Origin of the sequence: Salinarimonas sp. NSM (assembly GCF_052380005.1) — a bacterium.
GTDB lineage: Bacteria > Pseudomonadota > Alphaproteobacteria > Rhizobiales > Beijerinckiaceae > Salinarimonas.
The window spans coordinates 1-19552 of sequence record NZ_JBQTCJ010000006.1 but is presented as its reverse complement, the minus strand read 5'-3'; the positions used below and the strand labels follow the sequence as shown (position 1 = coordinate 19552).

Genomic DNA, 19552 nt, shown 5'->3' with positions numbered 1-19552 from the left:
CCCGGGGGACACCATGGACAACCACCGCATCGCCCGCCGCCGTGCCTACGCGGACCTGGACGGCCGCACGCTCGGCGCCCTCGTCGAGCAGGTCGAGGCCATCCGCGAGCACACCGGCGCGCCCGTCGTGCCGGACTTCGCGACGGTGCTCGAGGCCCGCGCCGAGATCAAGGCCGCCCACCCCAAGCCGGAGGCACGCAAGGGGAAGACCCGCGGGGGCACTCGATGACGGCACCCCGCACGCCCGAGCTCTACGGCGCGATCGGCGATGGCCAGTCGCACCCGCTCTCCGAGTCCTACGCCACGCTCGAGGCCGCGCAAGCCGTCTTCCCCTGCGCGACGTCGCTCGCGCAGGAACACGACCTCGTGGCGATCCAGACCATGCTCGACGAGGGCGGGCGGATCGAACGGCGCAACCACGGCGCCAGGTACTTCCTCGGTGTCGGCCAGGGGCTTCGCCTCAAGCACCACGGCCAGGAGATCGTCGGCGCGCTGTGCGATCTCGTCTACGCCGGCCCGGGCGTCGCACTCGATACCGACGACGCCGTCGCCGCGTCGGGCTATCTCGCCTCGTGCCTCGTTGAGCGCGTGCACGTCGAGCTGACCGCACCCGGCGCCGTGGGGCTCCGCGACCGCACCAAGAACAGCCGCTGGGTGGACTGCGCCGCCAACCTCATGGCGTCGGGCCAGGTCGGCATCGAATGGGCCGGCGGCGTCGGCGGGTCCGGGCCGTACTACAACACGTGGGACAACCCCGTCGTCGCCGGGCGCGCCATCCACGGATTCTCGAATGTCCGCGGGCTCGTGTGCACTTTCGACCCCGCCTATCCCAGCCGCGGCCCGAACGCGATGCGATGGGAAGGCGGGCGCGTCTCCGGATGCTCCCGGAACTTCTCGCTGCTCGGGACGGGCAACGTGCTCGACAATCCGAAGTCCGAGGCCGCGGTCGACATCCACTTCTTCGTCGACCATCCCGGGCATCCGAACGGCTGCATCGCGAACACCGTCGAGTACCCGTACATCGAGGCGATGGCGACCTCGACGGCGCTCTACGTCGGCCCGCGCTCCGTCGCCGCGAACCTCTACGAGGGCAAGACGACGAGCGTCGGGACCCTCATCGTGGATCACGGCATCCGCACCACCTTCGTCTCGTCGGACAAGGGGTGGGTGCCCACGCTGCGCGTCGGCGGACCACAGGGCGCGGGGTGCGTTCGGCTTCTCAGCCGCGAGGGCGTGATCTCGTTCGGCACCGTTCCGGCCGGCAAGACGGGCTACGGCTATATCTCGGTCCCGGGCGCGCTCGCGGGCGACCTGGTCATGGTCACGCCGCGCTCGACGGCCGCCAGCGCCGATGGCCTCAGCTATTGGGGCCAGGTCGCCACGACCGGGCTCGTCGCGGTCTACGCGAAGAACGGTTCCGGCGGGGCGGTGACGCTCCCGCCGCTGGAGTTCCGCGTGGCGGTGATGGGCTTCGCGGGCTAGCCTCGCCACGCCTCGCGATCGTGCTCGGCGCGTTCCGCCGGTGTCATCGCCGCGCGGGGCTTGCTCGCGGCCCATGAGGCCAGGAGCACGATCGCCTCGACGGCGAGCGCCGCCACCATGGCGAGCACGAGACAGGCGCCGCGGGCGAGCGCGACGACACGAAGGGCTGTGTTCCGGAGCGTGGTCATGGACTCGCTCTAGCTGCCGGTGCGCACCTTACGCAAGCGTAAGACCTTACGTCATCCATCCTCACGACATGTCGCCTGCCCGCCATCCGCGCGCCGGCACGACGGAGCACGACTATGGACATGGACATCGCGCGCCTTCAGCGCGCCCTCGCGGCCAAGGGCTTCGACCCCGGGCCCGTCGACGGCATCATGGGCCGGCTCACGCGCGCGGCCGTGGTCGCCTTCCAGAAGAGCGTGGGGCTTCAGGGGCTCGGCGTGGTGGGGCCGAAGACGCGCGCCGCGCTGTTCGGGTCCGGGCCGGCGGCGCCCTTCGTCCAGGACCTGCGCACCCCGCCCTGGTACGCGCTCGCCGAGACGAAGAAGGGCCTCCACGAGCGCCGGGACAACGGCATCCTCGCGCGCTTCCTGCGCAGCGACGGCCCGACGCTCGGCGATCCCGCCCGGCTCCCGTGGTGCGGTGACTTCGTCGAGACCTGCATCGCCGTGACGCTCCCGGGCGAGCGCCTGCCCGGCAACCCCTACCTCGCGCGGAACTGGATGCGCTTCGGCGAGCCGCTGGGCGAGCCCGCGCTCGGCGCCGTCGCGGTGTTCTGGCGGGGCTCGCGGTCCGGGACGTCGGGGCACGTCGGGTTCTACGCCGGCGAGGATGCCGGCCACGTTCACGTGCTGGGCGGCAACCAGTCCGACGCGGTCACGGTGGCCCGGCTCGGGAAGGACCGCCTTCTCGGCTACCGCTGGCCCTCCACCTACCCCATGCCGCGCACGGGCACGATCGCTCGTGGGCCGGACGGGGTGCCGATCTCTCTCAACGAGGCGTGACGCCATGAAGCTCGTCGAGAACTGGACCACGATCGCGACCCGCGCGTGGAGCATGTACCTCATGGCAGCCGCGGCCGTGCTCGAGATCGTCCGTGAGGTCGTGCCGGACTGGACCGAGACCATTCCGCAGTGGGTGACCGCGGCCGTCATCGTCGGCGCCGCGCTGGCCCGCGTGGTGAAGCAGAGCAACATCCCGGACGGGCCGGCGGAATGACGGCGCTCGCGACCCTGTGGCGGCTCGCCACGTCCCGCCTGGGGCTCATCGTCATCGCCGCCGCGCTCGGGTGGTGGTGGGGCGCGTCGAGCGCGCGCGAGGCATGCGAGGCCGATCGGCTGCGCGAGGTGATCGCCGCGATGCAGGCCGATGTCGTCGCCGCCCGCGAGGCCGAGCGCCGCGCTGCGCGCCAGGCCGAACAGCTCGCGGCCGAAGCCGCATCCAACCAGGAGAGGGTCGATGCGCTCACCGCCGATCTCGCGAGCCTGCCGGAGGGCGACCGCTGTCGCGCTTCTGGCGATGACGTGCGCCGCCTGCGCGACATCCGGTAGCCCCGCGCCGCGGGAGCTTCCGGCATGGCCCGGGTTCGCCGCTCCCGTCGCCGTCGCCGATCCCCGCGCGGGCGAGCCCCTTCTCGGGATCGCCGCCCGCGAGCGCGCCGGCCGCGTCGAGAACGCGCGCCGACTTCAAGAAGCCGCCCGCTGGTACGCGGGCGTCCGTGAGAGCTACGGAGACGACGCCCCGTGAATGTGCCCACCACTCTCCAGGACGTCCCGGTGACGATGGCGATCCTCTCCGGCCTCTCGCTCTACGGAGCGTTCGTGATCGGCATCGTGCTCTATCTCGTGCGGGTCCGGGACCAACTCCGCGACGAAGCCCGCGAGCACGCCAGGGCCGCCACCGCGATGGCCGAGAAGGTCCGCGACGACGCGCGCGCGGAAGCCGAGACCGCCCGCCGGCTCGCTCGCGAGGCCCGCGAGATGACGGCCGCGCTCGAGACCAAGATCGCCCGCGAATACGTCTCGCACGAGCAACTCGGCCGGCTCGGCGACGAGATCAAGACGGAGTTGCGGGACCTGCGGAACTCGCTGATGACGGCGATCGCCGCCGCGGGCCAGCCGCGCCGGGCGCGCGACCCGTAGCCCACTCGCTCCCCCGCACCACCTTCGCCCCGGTCCGCCTCGCGCGGCCCGGGGCTTTTCGCGTTTCAGGGGCCGCGCTATCTCGCCGGCATGACCGACGCTGAAGCCCCGCGCCCACCCTGCCGTGTCGACGCCCGTGAGGAGTGCTTCATCGTGCTCGACGCCGCGGATCGCCCGGTGGCCTACGTCTACTTCGCGGAGGGCACGCGGCGATCGGCGACGGGGCGGTGGTCGCGGGAGGCAGCCGAGCGGATCGCAGAGCGGATCGCGCGGGGGTTCACGCGGGCGGGGGAGAGCGGGTCACTGCCCGCCCGCTGATAGGGCGGATGGTGGGGCGCCGGGCGTTGATCGTCCTCTACACCTTGCCTCGCAACGAATTCGGGCGGACGCCCTGTCCGCCAACGTTCGCCCCACGGGCCGCATAGCCCGCCGTTCGCCGTTCACCCCCCATCAGCCTCCCGCATCCGGCGGTGCGCCCGCGCCCGCGCCGAGCGACCTCTGCATCAGCACCGTGTCGACCCAGCGCTCGTGCTTCCAGCCGACCGCGCGCAGCACGCCGATGCGGCTGAAGCCGAGCCCTTCGTGCAGGGCGATCGAGGCGTGGTTGTCGCTGTCGCCGACGACGGCGACCATCTGGCGGTAGCCGGCCGCTTCCGCCAGCGCGATCAGCCGGGAGACGAGCAGGCGGCCGATGCCGTGCCCGCGCCGGTCGGGATCGACGTAGACCGAGCTCTCGACCGTCGAGGCATAGGCGGCGCGGGGCCGATAGGCGCCCGCATAGGCGTAGCCGACGACGCGGCCCTCGCTCTCGGCGACGAGGTAGGCATGCCCCGCGTCGACGAGCGCGGCGCGCCGCCGGCGCATCTCGTCCTCGTCCGGCGGGACGAGCTCGAAGGTGCCCCGCCCATGCAGCACCGCATGGGCGTAGATCCGCGTGATCGACGGCACGTCGCGGGCCTCGCTCGGGCGGACGTGGACGGTGGCGTGTGGTGGAACGTCGTCGCTCATCGGGGTCTCTCGGCAGGAAGATCGGCGTCTGTGCCGGCGTCACGCACGCGCGGGGACGCAGACGTCCGGCGGCGATCCTCGCGCAGGATCGCCGCCGCTTCAACGCGGTAGGCGCGGCGGACCGCCTGGAGGCGGCCCAGCACGGCCGCTCGCGCTCCTCGCCCGTGGGCGCCCTCAGGCTCCCGGTTCCCGGCCGGGGCTCGTCCCGCGGAAGATGTTGGTCTCGCCGATCATGCGCTCGAGCGCGGAGATGCGCTCCACGCTGGAGCGGGAGCTGCGGCTCTGGACCTCGGCGATCAGGCTCTCCACCAGGATGTTGATGGAGAGCGTCGAATCCCAGCTCGACGGCACCTCGACGGCGCAGCGGAACGTGTGCAGCGCCCAGCGCTCGATCGGCGAGCCCCATTGGTCGGTGAACAGCACGACGCGGGCGCCCTGCTTCACCGCGAGCTGCGCGAGCTTCTCGAGCTCGCGCTCGTAGCGGCGGATGTCGAAGCAGATCAGCGTCGAGGTCTCGTCCATGTCGAGCAGCGATTGCGGCCAGACGCTGGGCGAGCTGTCGAGGAGGAAGACCCGCGGACGGATGATCTGGAGGTGGTTGTAGAAATAATGCGCGTTCGAGCGGGTGATGCGCCCCCCGACGAGGTGCAGCTGCTGCTCGGAGGCCGAGAGGAGCGCGGCGACGCGGTCGAACTCGTCGAGGTCGATCTGCTCGAGCGTGCGGCCGATGTTCTCGAAGGCGGCCTTGGCGAAGCGCGCGAGGATGTGGTCGCGCGGGGCCTGCGGCTCGGCCATGTCGAGCTTGGCGAGCGGCTGCTTGATGCGCGCGGCGATCTCCTCGCGGATCGCGTCCTGGAGGCCGCCGTAGCCGTCGAAGCCCAGCTTGCGGGCGAGGCGGATGACGGTCGGCGTCGAGACCTCGGCGCTCTCGGCGAGCTTGGTGACCGACTGCAGCCCGCCTACGAGCGAATCCTGCAGGAGCACCGCGGTCAGCCGGCGCTCGGCCGCGGTCAGCTCCGCCTGCTTGCGCTTCAGGAGGTCGCGCACGAGGGGCTTCCTGCTCAAGAAATGTCCTTTCCGCTTCAGCGCGGATCGTGGATGATCGATCCGCTACAGAAACAAGCTTGACACGCCTCGAACTCATGTAGTGAATTTTACACGAGCTCGGCAAGGGGTTTGCGGCAAGGGGTTTGCGGCGAGGAGCCTCGAGCGACGGCAGGCGGGGAGGGGCGACGACGTGGCGGACGCGGGCTGGACGGCGGTGGAGATCACGGGGACGGCCGGCGCGGCGCCGCTCGTCCTCGTGTGCGAGCACGCCTCCCGCGCGATCCCCCCGGAGCTCGACGACCTCGGCCTCGACGACGAGGCGCGGAGTGCCCACGTCGCCTGGGACATCGGCGCCGCCGTGCTGGCGCGCCGGCTCTCGGAGCGGCTCGATGCGCCGCTCGTGTCGGGCGGCCTGTCGCGGCTCGTCTACGACTGCAACCGCCCGCTCTCGGCGCCCGACTGCATCCCCGCGCGCAGCGAGCGCTACGACGTCCCCGGCAACCGCGATCTCGACGAGGCGGCGCGCAGGCTGCGCTTCGAGCGCGTGCACGAGCCCTTCCACGCCACGCTCGCCGACGTCTGCCGCACCCAGGAGCGGCGCTGCGGGCGCACCATCGACCTCGTCACGGTCCACAGCTTCACGCCGGTCTATCTCGGCGTTCCCCGCGCGGTGGAGATCGGCTTCCTGCATCACGAGGACGCGGCGCTGGCCAGCGCGGCCGTCGCCGCGGAGCGTGCGCGTGGCGCCTATCGCGCGGCGCTCGACGAGCCCTATTCCGCCGCCGACGGCGTCACCTACACGCTCGCCCGCCACGGCGAGGGCGAGGGGCGCCGTGCGCTCATGATCGAGGTGCGCAATGACCTGATCGCCACCGACGCGGCGTCCGCGCGCATGGGCGACCACCTCGCGCGGACGCTGGCGCGCGCACTCGCCGACGCGCCGCAGGCTGCGGGGGCGGCGCCATGAATGCACTTCTGAGGGGCCTTCGCGCCTACGTCGCCGTGATCGACCGCTGCAACTGGGCCATCGGCCGGGTGGTCATGTTCGGCCTGTTCGGCCTGATGGGCATCCTGCTCTGGTCGTCGATCTCGAAGACCTTCTTCGTGCCCTCCCTGTGGACGCTGGAGATGGCCCAGTTCGTGATGGTCGCCTACTTCATCCTGGGCGGACCCTACGCCATGCAGATGGGCGCGAACGTGCGCATGGACCTGATCTACGGCGCGCTCTCGTCCCGGCGCAAGGCGTTGATGGACGTGCTCACCGTGGGCTTCCTGATCTTCTACCTCGGCGTGCTGCTCTGGGGCGGGATCGAGAGCACGATCTACTCCTTCTCCTTCGGCGGCGAGCGCTCGTCCTCGGCCTGGCGGCCGTACATGTGGCCGATCAAGGTGACGATCTGCATCGGCGTGACGCTGATGCTGCTCCAGGCGCTGAGCGAATTGGCGAAGGACGTGCTGTTCCTCGCCACCGGCGCGCCGATCCGCCACGAGGACGATGCACCGGGCTCACAGGCGCTCGGCGAGGGGGAGCGCGGCGATGCCCTATGAGCTGATCGCGATCCTGATGTTCTCGACGATGATGCTGATGCTCTTCACGGGCCAGCGCGTCTTCGCGGCGATCGGCTTCGTGGCTGTGATCGCAGCGATCCTGCTCTGGGGCGAGCGCGGCGGCTACGACATCGGCTTCTCGGCCATCATCAAGGTGATGCGCTGGTACCCGCTGCTGACGCTGCCGATGTTCGTGTTCATGGGCTACGTCCTGTCGGAGTCGAAGATCGCCGACGACCTCTACCGGATGTTCCACGTCTGGACCGGCGGCATGCCCGGCGGCCTCGCCATGGGCACGATCGGGCTCATGGTCCTGATCTCGGCCATGAACGGGCTGTCCGTCGCGGGCATGGCCATCGGCGCGACGATCGCGCTGCCGGAGTTGCTGAAACGCAACTACGACAAGCTGATGGTCACGGGGGTGATCCAGGCGGGATCATCGCTGGGCATCCTCGTGCCGCCCTCCGTCGTGCTCGTGCTCTACGCCATGATCGCGCGCCAGCCGGTGGGCCAGCTCTGGCTCGCCGGCGCGATCCCCGGGCTGATGATGGCTGGGCTCTTCATCGTCTACATCGCCATCCGCTGCCGGCTGAACCCGAAGCTCGGGCCGACCCTGTCGCTCGAGGAGCGCGACCAGATCACCCGCGCCGAGAAGATGCGGCTCCTGCGTGCTGGGCTCCTGCCGGTGGGCATCTTCGCCGTGATGATGGTGCCCTTCGTCAACGGCTGGACGAGCCTCGTCGAGAGCTCGGCCGTGGGCGCCATCGCCGCCTTCGTCGCCGCCGTCGCCAAGGGGCGCATGACGTGGGCCGTGTTCGAGACCAGCACGCGCCAGACGCTCGGCATCACCTGCATGTTCATGTGGATCATCACGGCGGCACTCGCCTTCGGGGCGGTGTTCGACGGGCTCGGCGCCGTGCGCGCCATCGACGACCTCTTCACCGACAAGCTCGGGCTCAACCCTTGGGTGATCCTCATCCTGATGCAGCTGAGCTTCATCCTGATGGGCACGTTCCTCGACGACACGGCGATGCTCGTGATCGTCGCTCCGCTCTACGTACCGCTGGTGGGCGCGCTCGGCTTCGACCTCGTCTGGTACGGCGTGCTCTACACGATCACCTGCCAGATCGCCTACATGACCCCGCCCTTCGGCTACAATCTCTTCCTGATGCGGGCGATGGCGCCCCCGGAGATCAAGCTCGGGGACATCTACCGCTCCATCATCCCCTTCGTCTTCATCATGATCCTGGCGCTCGCGCTGGTGATGATCTTCCCGCAGATCGCGCTCTGGCTTCCCGCTCAGGTGTACGGTCTGTGATCGCAAGGACCAGAGCCGGGTCAACCGGCCGGCCATTCGAACCAGAGGAGAAGCCGAGATGACCACGAGACGCACATTCCTGAAGAGCGCGGCCCTCGCCGCACCCGCGACCCTCGCCGCACCGGCCATCGTGCGTGCCCAGGCGCCGATCCGCTGGCGCTTCCAGACCTATGCCGGCGCGGCGCTGGGCGAGCACGTGACCAAGCCCATCATCGACGCGATCAACGCCGCCGCGAACGGCGAGATGGAGATCGAGCTGTTCTACGCCGACCAGATCGTGCCCACCGGCGAGCTGTTCCAGGCGCTCCAGCGCGGCACCATCGACGGCGTCCATTCCGACGACGACTCGATGGCCTCGCCGACGCCGCTGCGGGTGTTCGGCGGCTACTTCCCCTTCGCCACGAAGCACATCCTCGACGTGCCGGTGCTGTTCAACCAGTATGGTCTCGCCGAGATCTGGGAGGAGGAATACGCCAAGGTCGGCGTGAAGTGGCTCTCCGCCGCGGGCCAGGATCCGTGCAACTTCAACACGACCAAGGAGATCACCTCCGTCGCCGATCTCGAGGGCCTGCGGCTCTACACCTTCCCCACCGCCGGGCGCTTCCTCAGCCGCTTCGGCGTGGTGCCGGTGAACATCCCCTACGAGGATGCCGAGGTCGCGGTGCAGACGGGCGAGCTCGACGGCATGGCCTGGTCGGGCATAACCGAGGACTACACCGTCGGCTGGGCCGACGTGACGGACTACTTCCTGACGAACAACATCTCCGGCGCCTGGATCGGCTCCTTCTTCGTGAACGAGGCGCGCTGGGCGGAGCTGCCCGATCACCTGAAGCGGCTCGTCATGGCGGCGATCGACGCGGGCCACACCTACCGGAATCAATGGTACTGGGGCGGCGAGGCGCGGCTGCGGGCGACCGGCGACAAGCTCGCGCTGCGTACCGTGCCGGCCGCGGAATGGGCCGAGGTCGAGAACGCCGCCAAGGAGTTCTGGACCGAGATCGCCGAGGAGGGCGAGGTCCACGCCAGGATCGTCTCGATCTTCCGAGAGTACAACGAGATCATCAACCAGGCGGGCCCGCCCTACACGTTCTGACCTCCGCCCGCCTCGAAGAGATCGAGGGCGGCCCCGTGCGGGCCGCCCTCCCGCGCCCGCCATCGGAGCCCGCCATGCCCGCGAACCTGACCCTCGAGACCCTCGCCGCCAAGGCCGCCTCGGGCGAGATCGACACCGTGCTCGTCGCCATGGTGGACATGCAGGGGCGGCTCATGGGCAAGCGCTACCACGTGGCCAACTTCCTCGAGCACGGCCACCGCGAGACCCATTGCTGCAACTACCTGCTCGCCACCGATCTCGTGATGTCGACGCCCGACGGCTACGCCGCGACGAGCTGGGCCAAGGGCTACGGCGATTACGTCATGCGCCCCGACCTCTCCACGCTGCGCCTGATGCCGTGGCTGCCTGGCTCGGCGCTCGTGCTCTGCGACGTGCTCGACCACCACACCCACGCCCCCGTGCCCCATTCCCCGCGCGAGATGCTGCGTCGGCAGGCGGCGCGGCTCGAGGCGATGGGGCTCGAGGCCATGATGGCGACCGAGCTCGAGTTCTTCCTGTTCGAGGGCGACTACCGCAGCCTCCAGAAGCGCGGCTACCGCGACCTCGTCCCGCTCAACGGCCACAACGAGGACTACAACCTCTTCCAGACCACCAAGGAAGAGGCCGTGATGCGGCCCCTGCGCAACCATCTCGTGGGTGCGGGCGTGCCGGTGGAGAACTCGAAGGGCGAGGCCGAGACCGGCCAGCAGGAGCTCAACATCCGCTATGCGAGCGCGCTCGACTGCGCCGACCACCACACGATCGCCAAGCACGCGGCCAAGGAGATCGCCTGGATGAACGGCTGCTCGGCGACCTTCCTGCCCAAGTGGGCCCCGGGCAAGGTCGGCTCGTCGAGCCACGTGCATCTCTCCGTCTGGAAGGACGGCGAGCCCGCCTTCCACGATTCCAAGGCCGAGCACGGCATGTCGGCGCTGATGCGCAGCTTCACCGCGGGGCTTCTCGCCTATGCCCGCGACTACACGATCTTCCTCGCGCCTTACGTCAACAGCTACAAGCGCTTCGCCGCGGGCACCTTCGCGCCGACCAAGGCGGTGTGGTCGGTGGACAACCGCACCGCGGGCTTCCGGCTGTGCGGGGAGGGGACGCGGGGCGTGCGCATGGAATGCCGTATCGGCGGCTCCGACATGAACCCCTATCTCGCCCAGGCCGCGATGATCGCCGCAGGCATCAAGGGCATGGAGGAGGGGCTCGCGCTGGACCCGCCCTACGAGGGCGACGCCTATGCGAGCGGCGACGTCGTCGAGATCCCGCGCGCGCTGCGCGCCGCCATCGAGACCCTGCGCGGCTCGGCGATGCTGCGCGAGGCCTTCGGCGACGCGGTGGTCGACCACTACGTCCGCTGCGGCGAGTGGGAGCAGGAAGAGTTCGACCGCGCGGTCACCGATTGGGAGATCGAGCGGGGCTTCGAGAGAGCGTGAGCATGTCGCAGATCCTCAGATGTATCTCGCCGATCGACGGATCGGTCTTCGCCGAGCGGCCGGCCCTCTCGGCCGACGCCGCCCGCGCCGCCGCGGCCCGCGCCCGAGCCGCGCAGCCGGCCTGGGCCGCGCGCTCGATCCGCGAGCGGGCGGAGCTGGTTCTCGCCGGCATCGCGGCTGTGGGCGCCATGAACGACGAGGTGGTGCCCGAGCTCGCCCGGATGATGGGCCGGCCGGTCCGCTACGGCGGCGAGTTCCGCGGCTTCTCCGAGCGCGGCACCCACATGGCGGCCATCGCCGAGGACGCGCTCGCCGACATTCCCGTGAGCGACGACGAGAGCTTCCGCCGCTATATCCGCCGGCTGCCCTGGGGCGTGGTCTTCGTGGTGGCGCCCTGGAACTACCCGTACATGACCGCCATCAACACGGTGGCGCCGGCGCTGATCGCCGGGAACACCGTGCTGCTCAAGCACGCTACGCAGACGCTGCTCGTCGGCGAGCGCATGGCGAAGGCCTTCCATTCGGCGGGCATCCCTGAGGACGTGTTCCAGAACGTCTTCCTCGATCACGACACGTCGAGCGCGCTCATCGCCGGGCGCGCCGTCGACTTCGTCAACTTCACGGGCTCGGTGCCCGGCGGGCAGGCGATGGAGCGCGCGGCGGCGGGCACCTTCGTGCCCGTGGCCACCGAGCTCGGCGGCAAGGACCCCGGCTACGTCATGGAGGACGCCGACCTCGACGCGGCCGTCGACGGGCTGATGGACGGCGCGATGTTCAATTCCGGGCAATGCTGCTGCGGGATAGAGCGGATCTACGTCCACCAGAGCCTCTACGACGCCTTCGTCGAGAAGGCGGTGGCGTGGGCGCGCGCGCAGCGCCTCGGCAACCCGCTCGACAAGGAGACCACGCTCGGCCCCATGGCGCACGTGCGCTTCGCGCGGCTCGTGCGCGAGCAGATCGACGCGGCCGTCGCCGCCGGCGCCGTCGCGCACCTGGCCAAGGACCCCGCCGACGACGGCGGCGCGTACCTGACGCCGCAGGTGCTCACCAACGTCACGCACGACATGGCCGTGATGCGCGAGGAGAGCTTCGGCCCCGTCGTCGGCATCATGCCGGTCGCCGACGACGAGGAAGCGATCCGGCTGATGAACGACAGCCGTTTCGGCCTCACCGCGAGCCTCTGGACCGCGGACCCGGAGCGCGCCGCCCGCGTCGGGGACCGCGTCGAGACCGGCACGGTCTTCATGAACCGCGCGGACTACCTCGATCCCGCGCTCTGCTGGACCGGCTGCAAGGACACCGGCCGCGGCGCGGGGCTCTCCGTGCTCGGCTACCACGCGCTCACCCGCCCGAAATCCTACCACCTCAAGAAGGTTCGCTCATGAGCCCGCCCGCCGGTCCCCGCGCCACCTGGTCCTACCCCACCGCCATCCGCTTCGGCGCCGGCCGTATCGCCGAGCTGCCGCAGGCCTGCCGCGCGGCGGGGATCGCAAAGCCGCTGCTGGTCACCGATCGCGGGCTGGCCTCCATGGAGATCACCGCCCGCGCGCTCGCCGTCCTGGAGGAGGCCGGCCTCGGCAGGGCGCTGTTCGCCGAGGTCGACCCGAACCCCAACGAGCTGAACCTCGCGGCGGGCCTGGAGGCCTACCGCGCGGGCGGGCACGACGGCGTCGTCGCCTTCGGCGGCGGCTCGGGGCTCGACCTCGCGAAGATGGTCGCCTTCATGTCGGGCCAGACACGGCCGATCTGGGATTTCGAGGACGTCGGCGACTGGTGGACCCGGGCCGACGCGAGCGGCATCGCCCCCATCGTCGCCGTGCCGACCACGGCGGGCACGGGCTCGGAGGTGGGCCGCGCGAGCGTCATCACCAATTCGCAGACCCACGTGAAGAAGATCATCTTCCACCCGAAGGTGCTGCCTTCCGTCGTCATCGCCGACCCGGAGCTGACGGTGGGCATGCCCAAGGCCATCACCGCGGGCACCGGGCTCGACGCCTTCGCGCATTGCGTCGAGGCGTTCTCGAGCCCCTTCTACCACCCGATGAGCCAGGGCATCGCGCTCGAAGGCATGCGGCTCGTGATCGAGAACCTGCCGCGGGCGTACGATTCGCCGGGCGACATCGAGGCGCGCGCGAACATGATGTCCGCCGCCGCCATGGGCGCGGTTGCCTTCCAGAAGGGGCTCGGCGCCATCCACGCCATGAGCCACCCGGTGGGCGCGCTGTTCAACACCCATCACGGCACCACGAACGCGGTCTGCATGCCCGCCGTGCTCGATCTCAACGCACCGGCGATCCGCGAGCGCTTCGACCGCGCCGCACCGTATTTCGGCATAGATGGCGGGTACGAGGGCTTCCGGGCCTTCGTCCAGGCCTTCAACGACCGCTTCGGCATTCCCCGCCGGCTCGGCGACATGGGCGTGACGGCGGACCGGATCGACGAGATGGTCGCCATGGCGCTCGACGACCCGTCCTGCGGCGGCAATCCGGTGGAGCTGACGAAGGAGAACCTGAGGGGGCTGTTCGAGGCGGCGCTCTGAGGGCGCGTGGCTCGGCCCGGGGCGGGGGCGTCAGGAAATCGTCAAGGCACCCCCGCTAGCCTCCCCAGCGTCCCCCGCCGCGAGGAGCCCCGAGCCGCCCCATGCCCTTCATCGAGCTGACCGTCGAGAGCGTCCAGAAGCCCAAGGTGCTCATCAACATCGCCCACATCGTCCGCGTGGAGCCCCACCCCCATGCGAAAGGCGCGCTCGTCTACACGAGCCCGAAGGCGGACGGCAGCCCGGCCGTGCACGCGGTGGAGGGGTACAAGGCGATCAGGGATCGGTTGATGGGGGAAGGGTGAGCGGGACGAGCCTATCGGCGGCCGCCCAGGACCTCGGGCCCGTCCAGCGGCCATGCCGGGACGTCGTCCATCCAGTCGAGAAAGTCCGCGGGGAGCGCGTCCAGGCGTGCCATCGCGGCCGCGTAGTCGGCGGAGCGCTTCGCCGCCCGTGGCTTGCGGAGACGGACCTTGCCCGAGGGAGCCACGGAGACGGCATGCGTGAGCACGTGCCCTGCCCGGGATGTGCGGGTCTTGAAGGGCGCCGTTCGTTTCGTGCCGGTCGTCGCTCGTTTCGTCATCTCGCGCTCCTCGCGGCCGCCTTGGCCCGGAAGCTGATTGGCACTACGGCAAGACCCGGATGAGCATCCTGGCGCGCGTGGGCGACGAAGCTGCGGGACGCCGCACGGAGCTTGTCCAACTCATCGGGTGTCACGCGGCGCTCTCTCCCGTACTGCCCAGGATATGCTACTCATCGGCGAGAGTAGCGGCAACATTGAACCGAGGAGAGCAGTCGCGTTGAATCTCATCGAAAAGGTCGAGCCGGCGGCCGTCGTCCCGCTGCCTTCGAAAGGCGTGCTCAGCCGTACTCGACTCCGTCGCGTCGCCGCGCGTGGAAGCGAGCGCGGCAGGAGCGTCGACCATCCGTGCGCAACACGGGCGGTATCGAAAATTCACTTGGATCGGGGAGTTCGGCGCACAACGCATCTGCGTCGGCTTGGTGCCCAGGAGAGGACTCGAACCTCCACGGCTGTTAACCACTGGTACCTGAAACCAGCGCGTCTACCAATTCCGCCACCTGGGCCCGCTCGCGCGGTGGGGGGCTTCATAGCAGGTCCGCGGGCGCCGTCAATCGTCTTTCTCGCGTCCGCGCGGGGCGCGTACCCGACAGAGCCCCGCCGCGAATCCGAGGGAGATGCAGGAAATCGTAAAGGGGACGGATCCAGGATGGCCTCGGATGCGTACTCTTCCATAGACGCGCTCTTGCTCGAGAAGGAGGGCCGCCCATGCGTGCCCTGATGAAGCAGCCGCTGATCCGCCTGTTCGTGACGAACGGGTTCTTGGGGATCGGCTTCGGCATGGCGATCGCCGCCGTGCTCGTCGCGGTCGACTTCCGCGGCGTGGCGACCCTGGCGCTCACAGATCCCAACGGCTTCGTCGCCGTGATCCTCCTCGCCTTCGGGCTCGCCGTCACCTGCGGCGGCGCGGCCATCGCCACGGCAGTGATGCTGCTGCCCTGGGAGGACGACGACCACGAGGGCGGCTCCGGCGGCGGGGGCGGTGGGCATCGCGACGAGGACCGCGTGCTGCGGCCGATCCCGGTGCGCGTCGTCGACCGCGGCCGCCACGGCGTTCCGCAGATTCCCCGGCGCGATTGACGCGGACCGGGTCGGGGGGGCGGAAAGCCCGCGCCGGGCGCGGCAAATTCACCGCGCGCCCTTCCCCAGCGCTGCGGAACGCTCTAGAGATCCCCCGCATCGTGAGCGAGGGGTGAGGGACCATGCAGGCGGCAGGCTGGCCGAGCGCGAAACTGATCACCGTCTTCGGCGGATCCGGCTTCCTCGGCCGGTACGTCTGCCAGATCCTGGCGCGGCGCGGCTACCGCGTGCGTGTCGCCGTGCGCCGCCCGGATCTCGCCTACCACCTCCAGCCGCTCGGCACCGTCGGGCAGATCATGCCCGTGCAGGCGAACCTGCGCTTCCCCGAGTCGGTGCGCGCCGCGATGAAGAACGCGGACGGGGCGGTGAACCTCGTCGGCATCCTTCAGGAGGGCGGCAAGCAGACCTTCTCCGCCGTGCAGACGGAGGGCGCCGCGGCCGTCGCGCGGGCCGCGGCCGAGGTCGGCGTGCCGCTCGCCCACGTCTCCGCCATCGGCGCCGATCCCGAGAGCGCGTCCCGCTACGGCCGCACCAAGGCGGAGGGCGAGGCGCGGGTCTTCGAGGCGCTGCCCGACGCGGTGGTGCTGCGGCCCTCGATCGTGTTCGGCCCGGGAGACGGCTTCTTCACCCGCTTCGCCGTGCTCGCGCGCGCGCTCCCGGTGATGCCGATCGCCGCCGCGGACACCCGCTTCCAGCCGGTCTACGTCGCCGACGTCGCCGAGGCGATCGCCCGCGTGATGGACGGGACGGTCGCCGGCGGCAAGGTCTACGAGCTCGGCGGGCCGGAGGTCTTCACCTTCCGCGAGGTGGTGGAGCTCGTGCTGCGCTACACCGAGCGCCGCCGCCCGATCCTGACGCTGCCCGACAAGCTCGCGCGCTTCCAGGCGGGGCTCACCGAGACGCTCGACAAGGTCACGCTCGGCCTCCTGCCCGACGAGATCGTGCTCACCCGCGACCAGCTGAAGATGCTCGCCTCCGACAACGTCGTGTCCGAGGCGGCGAAGGCCGAGGGCCGCACGCTCGAGGGGATCGGCATCGCCTCGACCGCGGTCGAGGCGATCGTGCCGGCCTACCTCAAGCGCTTCCGCAAGCGCGGCCAGTTCGAGGCGCCCCGCGATCCGCGCGACGGGACGGCGGCGTGAGGGTGCGCGCCGTCACGGCTTGACAGCGAAGCCGGCCGGCTCCTTAACCTCCGGCGATCCACAGCCGTCCGGAGGCCCCTCGTGCCCGCTCTCGCCGAACTCACCACAGACGCCCTGCGGGCGCTCGCCGCCGAGGTCGCGCGCGACATCGAGGCGTTCCGGGCGAAGGGGCTCAAGCTCGACATGACGCGCGGCAAGCCCGCGCCCGAGCAGCTCGACCTCGCCAACGCCATGCTCGCGCTGCCGGGCAACGGCGACTACCACACCGAGGCGGGCGAGGACGCGCGCAACTACGGCGGCCTGCAGGGCATCGCCGAGGCCCGCAGGCTCTTCGCCGGCATGGTCGGCGCGCCACCGGAGCAGGTGGTCGTCGGCGAGAACGCCTCGCTCGCGATGATGCACGATTGCCTGGTCTGGGCGCTGCTCCACGGGGTGCCGGGCGGGACCCGCCCCTGGTCGCGCGAGGAGGGCCCCATCGCCTTCCTGTGCCCGGTGCCGGGCTACGACCGCCACTTCGCCATCACCGAAGGCTACGGCGTTCGCATGATCCCCGTGCCGCTCACCGGCGAGGGTCCGGACGTCGACGCGGTGGCGCGCGCCGTGCAGGACCCGTCGGTCAAGGGCATGTGGTGCGTGCCGAAATACTCCAATCCCACCGGCGAGACCTATGCGCCGGGCGTGGTCGAGGCGCTGGCTGCGATGAAGACCGCGGCGCCGGACTTCCGGCTGTTCTGGGACAACGCCTACGCCGTCCACGACCTCGTCGAGGAGGGCGACACGCTCGCCAACGTGCTCGACGCCTGCGCGGCGGCGGGAAACCCGGACCGTGCCTTCGTCTTCGCCTCGACCTCGAAGGTGACCTTCGCCGGCGCGGGCCTCTCCTTCTTCGGGTCCTCGCCCGCCAACGTCGCCTGGTACCTCGCCAAGGCGAGCCTGCGCACGATCGGCCCCAACAAGCTCGCCCAGCTGCGCCACGTGCGCTTCTTCGGCGACGCGGCGGGGCTCGCCGCGCACATGGACCGGCATCGCGCGCTGCTCGCGCCGAAGTTCGCGGCGGTCGAGGCGGCGCTCGAGGCGCGGCTCGCGGGCACGGGCGCGGCGCGCTGGGCGCGCCCGCGGGGCGGCTACTTCGTCTCGGTGGACGTGCGCCCGGGTACGGCGAGGAAGGTCGTCGCCACCGCCAAGGCGCTGGGCATCGCCATGACGCCGGCGGGCTCGACCTGGCCCGGCGGCACGGACCCGCGCGACGAGAACCTGCGCATCGCCCCGAGCTTCCCCTCCCTCGCCGACGTGCGCGCGGCGGCGGAAGGCGTCGCGCTCGCGATCCTGGCGGCCGCGGTCGAGGCCGAGCAGCACGCTCGCGGCGAGGGTGACCCGCCGGCCTGAGCGGCCGCCCCACGCCATATTTTGGCCGCCCCGGGCGACTGTGGTATCGGGAGGTTCCCCGCACCGATCGGTACCGCGCTCCATGCTCCTTCCCCGTTCCCTCGTCGCGTTCGCCTCGGCGCTCGCGCTCGTCGCGCTCGCCTCGGCCGCTCCGTTCGCAGCCCTCCTCGCAGGTAGCGCGCCCGCGCGCGCCCAGAGCGCGACGGAGGTCGTCGTACGCCTCAACCAGCTCGAGGAGGAGGTGCGCCGCCTCTCCGGGCAGGTGGAGGAACTGACGTTCCAGAACCGCCAGCTGCGCGAGCAGCTGCAGCGCTTCCAGGAGGACGTCGACTTCCGCTTCCAGGAGATGGGCGGCCCCGCCTCCGCCCTCCCGCCGCCGGCGACGGCGCCGGCCGGAGCGCCCTCGGCGGCGCCCGGCCAGCGCTCCGACGCGTTCGACCCGGGCACGAGCCCCTCGGCACCGGGCGCGCCCCAGCCGCTCGGCACCACGACGCCCTCGACGCCGCTCGGCGCCGCCGAGGCGCCCCCGCCGGAGGGTGGCGGCGCGCCGCTCGACATCGCCGCGATCCTGCGCGGCGAGGCGCCTCTGCCGTCCGTCGAGCGAGCGGGTCCGTCCATCGCCGCCACCGGCTCGGAGGATCCGCGCTTCGATTACGATTCGGCCTACGCCTACCTGCTGCAGCGCCAATACGAGCGCGCCGAGATGGGCTTTCGCCAGTACCTCCAGTCCCACCCGCGCGACGCGCTGGTGCCGGACGCCACCTTCTGGCTCGGCGAGACCTACGCCCAGCGCGGCCGCCACCGGGAGGCGGCGGAGCAGTTCCTCAAGGTCTCGACCGAGCACGCGGACTCGCCCAAGGCGCCCGACGCGATGCTCAAGCTCGGCACCTCGCTCGTCGAGCTCGGCGCCCGCGAGCAGGCCTGCGCCACCTTCGCGGAGCTCACGCGCCGCTACGACGACGCCTCGATGCCCGTGCGCGAGGCGGTCGAGCGCGAGCGCCGCCGCGCCTCCTGCGGCTGAGCCCTCGCCCGCGATGGTCGTGCCGGACGACGCTCCCCTCGCCGATGCCGAGGCGCGGAGCCGCCTGACGCCGCACTTCCGTGATTTCCGCGACACCGGGCTGATCCTCGCCATCTCCGGCGGCCCCGATTCGGTCGCGCTCATGCGCCTCGCCGCGCCGCTCGCCCGCGAGACCGGCACGTCCACCCGCGTCGTCACGATCGACCACGCCCTGCGCCCCGGCTCGGCCGCGGAGGCGCTGCGGGTCGCCGCATGGGCGAGCGAGGTCGGGCTTCCCCACGAGATCCGCGCCTGGCCGGGCGAGAAGCCGATTCGGGGCGTCCAGGACGCCGCGCGCGCCGCCCGCTACGCCCTCCTCGCGGAGGCCGCCCGTGCGGCCGGCGCCGGCGCGATCCTCACCGCACATCACCGCGACGACCAGGCCGAGACCGTGCTGATGCGGCTCTGCGCCGGCTCGGGGCCCGCCGGCCTCGCCGGGATGCGCCCGCGCGCGGATCTCGACGGGCTCGTGCTGGCGCGGCCCTTCCTCGACCTGCCCAAGGCACGCCTCGTGGCCACCTGCGTGGCGCGCGAGTGGGACTTCGTCCAGGACCCGTCGAACGCGGCCCCGCGCTTCGCCCGCGCGCGGCTGCGGCGGATCGCGCCGCTGCTGGCGGCGGAGGGCCTCGGTCCCGTGCGCCTCGCCCGGCTCGCGGCCCGCGCCGCGCGGGCCGAGGACGCGCTCGAGG

23 protein-coding genes and 1 tRNA gene are annotated in these 19552 nt (G+C 71.3%); 20 read left to right on the top strand and 4 right to left on the bottom strand.

What is annotated here, in order from left to right; all coding sequences use genetic code 11:
• The first annotated feature begins 13 nt into the window (after nucleotides 1-13).
• Both ACTZWW_RS04040 and ACTZWW_RS04035 read left to right on the top strand, forming a co-directional pair.
• Nucleotides 14-229 (top strand): hypothetical protein, encoded by a 216-nt coding sequence (locus tag ACTZWW_RS04040; protein ID WP_444779656.1) that lies wholly within the window; start codon nucleotides 14-16, stop codon nucleotides 227-229.
• Nucleotides 226-1482, top strand: coding sequence for a hypothetical protein (locus tag ACTZWW_RS04035; RefSeq protein WP_444779655.1), 1257 nt, complete (start codon nucleotides 226-228; stop codon nucleotides 1480-1482). Before ACTZWW_RS04040 ends, ACTZWW_RS04035 begins: the two co-directional genes overlap by 4 nt.
• Here the strand turns inward: ACTZWW_RS04035 and ACTZWW_RS04030 are convergent.
• Nucleotides 1479-1670 carry a hypothetical protein gene (locus tag ACTZWW_RS04030; RefSeq protein ID WP_444779654.1) on the bottom strand — a complete coding sequence of 64 codons (192 nt, stop codon included), beginning with the start codon at nucleotides 1668-1670 and terminating at the stop codon, nucleotides 1479-1481. The two genes, ACTZWW_RS04035 and ACTZWW_RS04030, sit on opposite strands and share 4 nt — an antisense overlap.
• Nucleotides 1671-1784: 114 nt before the next feature.
• On the opposite strand from ACTZWW_RS04030, the gene ACTZWW_RS04025 reads away from it, so the two are divergent.
• The 5 genes from ACTZWW_RS04025 (at nucleotide 1785) to ACTZWW_RS04005 (ending at nucleotide 3944) form a co-directional block, all read left to right on the top strand.
• Complete coding sequence (locus tag ACTZWW_RS04025; protein ID WP_444779653.1) at nucleotides 1785-2489, top strand: NlpC/P60 family protein; 705 nt, start codon at nucleotides 1785-1787, stop codon at nucleotides 2487-2489.
• 4 nt (nucleotides 2490-2493) lie between these two features.
• Nucleotides 2494-2703: a DUF7940 domain-containing protein gene (locus ACTZWW_RS04020; protein WP_444779652.1), complete on the top strand. Its 210-nt coding sequence runs from the start codon at nucleotides 2494-2496 to the stop codon at nucleotides 2701-2703.
• Nucleotides 2700-3035: a hypothetical protein gene (locus ACTZWW_RS04015; protein ID WP_444779651.1), complete on the top strand. Its 336-nt coding sequence runs from the start codon at nucleotides 2700-2702 to the stop codon at nucleotides 3033-3035. The genes ACTZWW_RS04020 and ACTZWW_RS04015 overlap by 4 nt, the downstream gene beginning before the upstream one ends.
• Nucleotides 3036-3227: 192 nt before the next feature.
• Entirely contained in the window at nucleotides 3228-3626 is a 399-nt protein-coding gene (locus ACTZWW_RS04010) for a hypothetical protein (RefSeq protein ID WP_444779650.1), read from the top strand.
• Nucleotides 3627-3716: 90 nt separating this feature from the next.
• The gene (locus ACTZWW_RS04005; protein ID WP_444779649.1) at nucleotides 3717-3944 is read left to right on the top strand and encodes a hypothetical protein; all 228 of its coding nucleotides are present in this window, start codon (nucleotides 3717-3719) and stop codon (nucleotides 3942-3944) included.
• A 132-nt stretch (nucleotides 3945-4076) separates the two neighbouring features.
• Here the strand turns inward: ACTZWW_RS04005 and ACTZWW_RS04000 are convergent, their stop codons facing one another.
• On the bottom strand, nucleotides 4077-4634 hold the full coding sequence (locus ACTZWW_RS04000) for a GNAT family N-acetyltransferase (RefSeq protein WP_444779648.1): 558 nt from the start codon (nucleotides 4632-4634) through the stop codon (nucleotides 4077-4079).
• Nucleotides 4635-4808: 174 nt separating this feature from the next.
• On the bottom strand, nucleotides 4809-5699 hold the full coding sequence (locus ACTZWW_RS03995) for a MurR/RpiR family transcriptional regulator (protein ID WP_444779647.1): 891 nt from the start codon (nucleotides 5697-5699) through the stop codon (nucleotides 4809-4811).
• Between the two features lie 172 nt (nucleotides 5700-5871).
• On the opposite strand from ACTZWW_RS03995, the gene ACTZWW_RS03990 reads away from it, so the two are divergent.
• From ACTZWW_RS03990 to ACTZWW_RS03955, 8 genes are all read left to right on the top strand, one after another.
• The gene (locus tag ACTZWW_RS03990; protein ID WP_444779646.1) at nucleotides 5872-6648 is read left to right on the top strand and encodes an N-formylglutamate amidohydrolase; all 777 of its coding nucleotides are present in this window, start codon (nucleotides 5872-5874) and stop codon (nucleotides 6646-6648) included.
• Nucleotides 6645-7229, top strand: a complete 585-nt coding sequence (locus tag ACTZWW_RS03985; protein WP_444779645.1) for a TRAP transporter small permease subunit — start codon at nucleotides 6645-6647, stop codon at nucleotides 7227-7229. Before ACTZWW_RS03990 ends, ACTZWW_RS03985 begins: the two co-directional genes overlap by 4 nt.
• The gene (locus tag ACTZWW_RS03980; RefSeq protein WP_444779644.1) at nucleotides 7219-8547 is read left to right on the top strand and encodes a TRAP transporter large permease; all 1329 of its coding nucleotides are present in this window, start codon (nucleotides 7219-7221) and stop codon (nucleotides 8545-8547) included. The genes ACTZWW_RS03985 and ACTZWW_RS03980 overlap by 11 nt, the downstream gene beginning before the upstream one ends.
• Nucleotides 8548-8605: 58 nt before the next feature.
• Nucleotides 8606-9640 carry a TRAP transporter substrate-binding protein gene (locus ACTZWW_RS03975; RefSeq protein ID WP_444779643.1) on the top strand — a complete coding sequence of 345 codons (1035 nt, stop codon included), beginning with the start codon at nucleotides 8606-8608 and terminating at the stop codon, nucleotides 9638-9640.
• 74 nt (nucleotides 9641-9714) lie between these two features.
• Entirely contained in the window at nucleotides 9715-11079 is a 1365-nt protein-coding gene (locus ACTZWW_RS03970) for a glutamine synthetase family protein (RefSeq protein ID WP_444779642.1), read from the top strand.
• A gap of 2 nt (nucleotides 11080-11081) precedes the next feature.
• Nucleotides 11082-12464, top strand: a complete 1383-nt coding sequence (locus ACTZWW_RS03965; RefSeq protein ID WP_444779641.1) for an aldehyde dehydrogenase family protein — start codon at nucleotides 11082-11084, stop codon at nucleotides 12462-12464.
• Nucleotides 12461-13618, top strand: a complete 1158-nt coding sequence (locus tag ACTZWW_RS03960) for an iron-containing alcohol dehydrogenase (RefSeq protein WP_444779640.1) — start codon at nucleotides 12461-12463, stop codon at nucleotides 13616-13618. The genes ACTZWW_RS03965 and ACTZWW_RS03960 overlap by 4 nt, the downstream gene beginning before the upstream one ends.
• Before the next feature lie 101 nt (nucleotides 13619-13719).
• A complete protein-coding gene (locus ACTZWW_RS03955) occupies nucleotides 13720-13920 on the top strand; it encodes a hypothetical protein (protein ID WP_444779639.1) in 201 nt (66 codons plus the stop codon).
• Between the two features lie 695 nt (nucleotides 13921-14615).
• Here ACTZWW_RS03955 and ACTZWW_RS03950 read toward each other — a convergent pair.
• A tRNA-Leu gene (locus ACTZWW_RS03950) sits at nucleotides 14616-14701 on the bottom strand.
• A 202-nt stretch (nucleotides 14702-14903) separates the two neighbouring features.
• Here ACTZWW_RS03950 and ACTZWW_RS03945 point away from each other — a divergent pair.
• The 5 genes from ACTZWW_RS03945 to tilS form a co-directional block, all read left to right on the top strand.
• A complete protein-coding gene (locus tag ACTZWW_RS03945; RefSeq protein WP_444779638.1) occupies nucleotides 14904-15275 on the top strand; it encodes a hypothetical protein in 372 nt (123 codons plus the stop codon).
• A gap of 122 nt (nucleotides 15276-15397) precedes the next feature.
• Nucleotides 15398-16417, top strand: a complete 1020-nt coding sequence (locus ACTZWW_RS03940; protein ID WP_444779637.1) for a complex I NDUFA9 subunit family protein — start codon at nucleotides 15398-15400, stop codon at nucleotides 16415-16417.
• Nucleotides 16418-16498: 81 nt separating this feature from the next.
• Entirely contained in the window at nucleotides 16499-17803 is a 1305-nt protein-coding gene (locus ACTZWW_RS03935; RefSeq protein WP_444779636.1) for an aminotransferase, read from the top strand.
• An 82-nt stretch (nucleotides 17804-17885) separates the two neighbouring features.
• A complete protein-coding gene (ybgF, locus tag ACTZWW_RS03930) occupies nucleotides 17886-18824 on the top strand; it encodes a tol-pal system protein YbgF (protein ID WP_444779635.1) in 939 nt (312 codons plus the stop codon).
• A 19-nt stretch (nucleotides 18825-18843) separates the two neighbouring features.
• A partial coding sequence (gene tilS, locus ACTZWW_RS03925; protein WP_444779774.1) for a tRNA lysidine(34) synthetase TilS occupies nucleotides 18844-19552 on the top strand: 709 nt, incomplete at its 3' end.

What these genes read in the sequence shown, in the direction of transcription:
- ACTZWW_RS04040 (WP_444779656.1), top strand. Translation starts at nt 14, where the DNA reads ATGGACAACCACCGCATCGCCCGCCGCCGTGCCTACGCGGACCTGGAC.
- ACTZWW_RS04035 (WP_444779655.1), top strand. Translation starts at nt 226, where the DNA reads ATGACGGCACCCCGCACGCCCGAGCTCTACGGCGCGATCGGCGATGGC.
- ACTZWW_RS04030 (WP_444779654.1), bottom strand. Translation starts at nt 1,670, where the DNA reads ATGACCACGCTCCGGAACACAGCCCTTCGTGTCGTCGCGCTCGCCCGC.
- ACTZWW_RS04025 (WP_444779653.1), top strand. Translation starts at nt 1,785, where the DNA reads ATGGACATGGACATCGCGCGCCTTCAGCGCGCCCTCGCGGCCAAGGGC.
- ACTZWW_RS04020 (WP_444779652.1), top strand. Translation starts at nt 2,494, where the DNA reads ATGAAGCTCGTCGAGAACTGGACCACGATCGCGACCCGCGCGTGGAGC.
- ACTZWW_RS04015 (WP_444779651.1), top strand. Translation starts at nt 2,700, where the DNA reads ATGACGGCGCTCGCGACCCTGTGGCGGCTCGCCACGTCCCGCCTGGGG.
- ACTZWW_RS04005 (WP_444779649.1), top strand. Translation starts at nt 3,717, where the DNA reads ATGACCGACGCTGAAGCCCCGCGCCCACCCTGCCGTGTCGACGCCCGT.
- ACTZWW_RS04000 (WP_444779648.1), bottom strand. Translation starts at nt 4,634, where the DNA reads ATGAGCGACGACGTTCCACCACACGCCACCGTCCACGTCCGCCCGAGC.
- ACTZWW_RS03985 (WP_444779645.1), top strand. Translation starts at nt 6,645, where the DNA reads ATGAATGCACTTCTGAGGGGCCTTCGCGCCTACGTCGCCGTGATCGAC.
- ACTZWW_RS03980 (WP_444779644.1), top strand. Translation starts at nt 7,219, where the DNA reads ATGCCCTATGAGCTGATCGCGATCCTGATGTTCTCGACGATGATGCTG.
- ACTZWW_RS03975 (WP_444779643.1), top strand. Translation starts at nt 8,606, where the DNA reads ATGACCACGAGACGCACATTCCTGAAGAGCGCGGCCCTCGCCGCACCC.
- ACTZWW_RS03970 (WP_444779642.1), top strand. Translation starts at nt 9,715, where the DNA reads ATGCCCGCGAACCTGACCCTCGAGACCCTCGCCGCCAAGGCCGCCTCG.
- ACTZWW_RS03965 (WP_444779641.1), top strand. Translation starts at nt 11,082, where the DNA reads ATGTCGCAGATCCTCAGATGTATCTCGCCGATCGACGGATCGGTCTTC.
- ACTZWW_RS03960 (WP_444779640.1), top strand. Translation starts at nt 12,461, where the DNA reads ATGAGCCCGCCCGCCGGTCCCCGCGCCACCTGGTCCTACCCCACCGCC.
- ACTZWW_RS03955 (WP_444779639.1), top strand. Translation starts at nt 13,720, where the DNA reads ATGCCCTTCATCGAGCTGACCGTCGAGAGCGTCCAGAAGCCCAAGGTG.
- ACTZWW_RS03945 (WP_444779638.1), top strand. Translation starts at nt 14,904, where the DNA reads ATGCGTGCCCTGATGAAGCAGCCGCTGATCCGCCTGTTCGTGACGAAC.
- ACTZWW_RS03940 (WP_444779637.1), top strand. Translation starts at nt 15,398, where the DNA reads ATGCAGGCGGCAGGCTGGCCGAGCGCGAAACTGATCACCGTCTTCGGC.
- ybgF (WP_444779635.1), top strand. Translation starts at nt 17,886, where the DNA reads ATGCTCCTTCCCCGTTCCCTCGTCGCGTTCGCCTCGGCGCTCGCGCTC.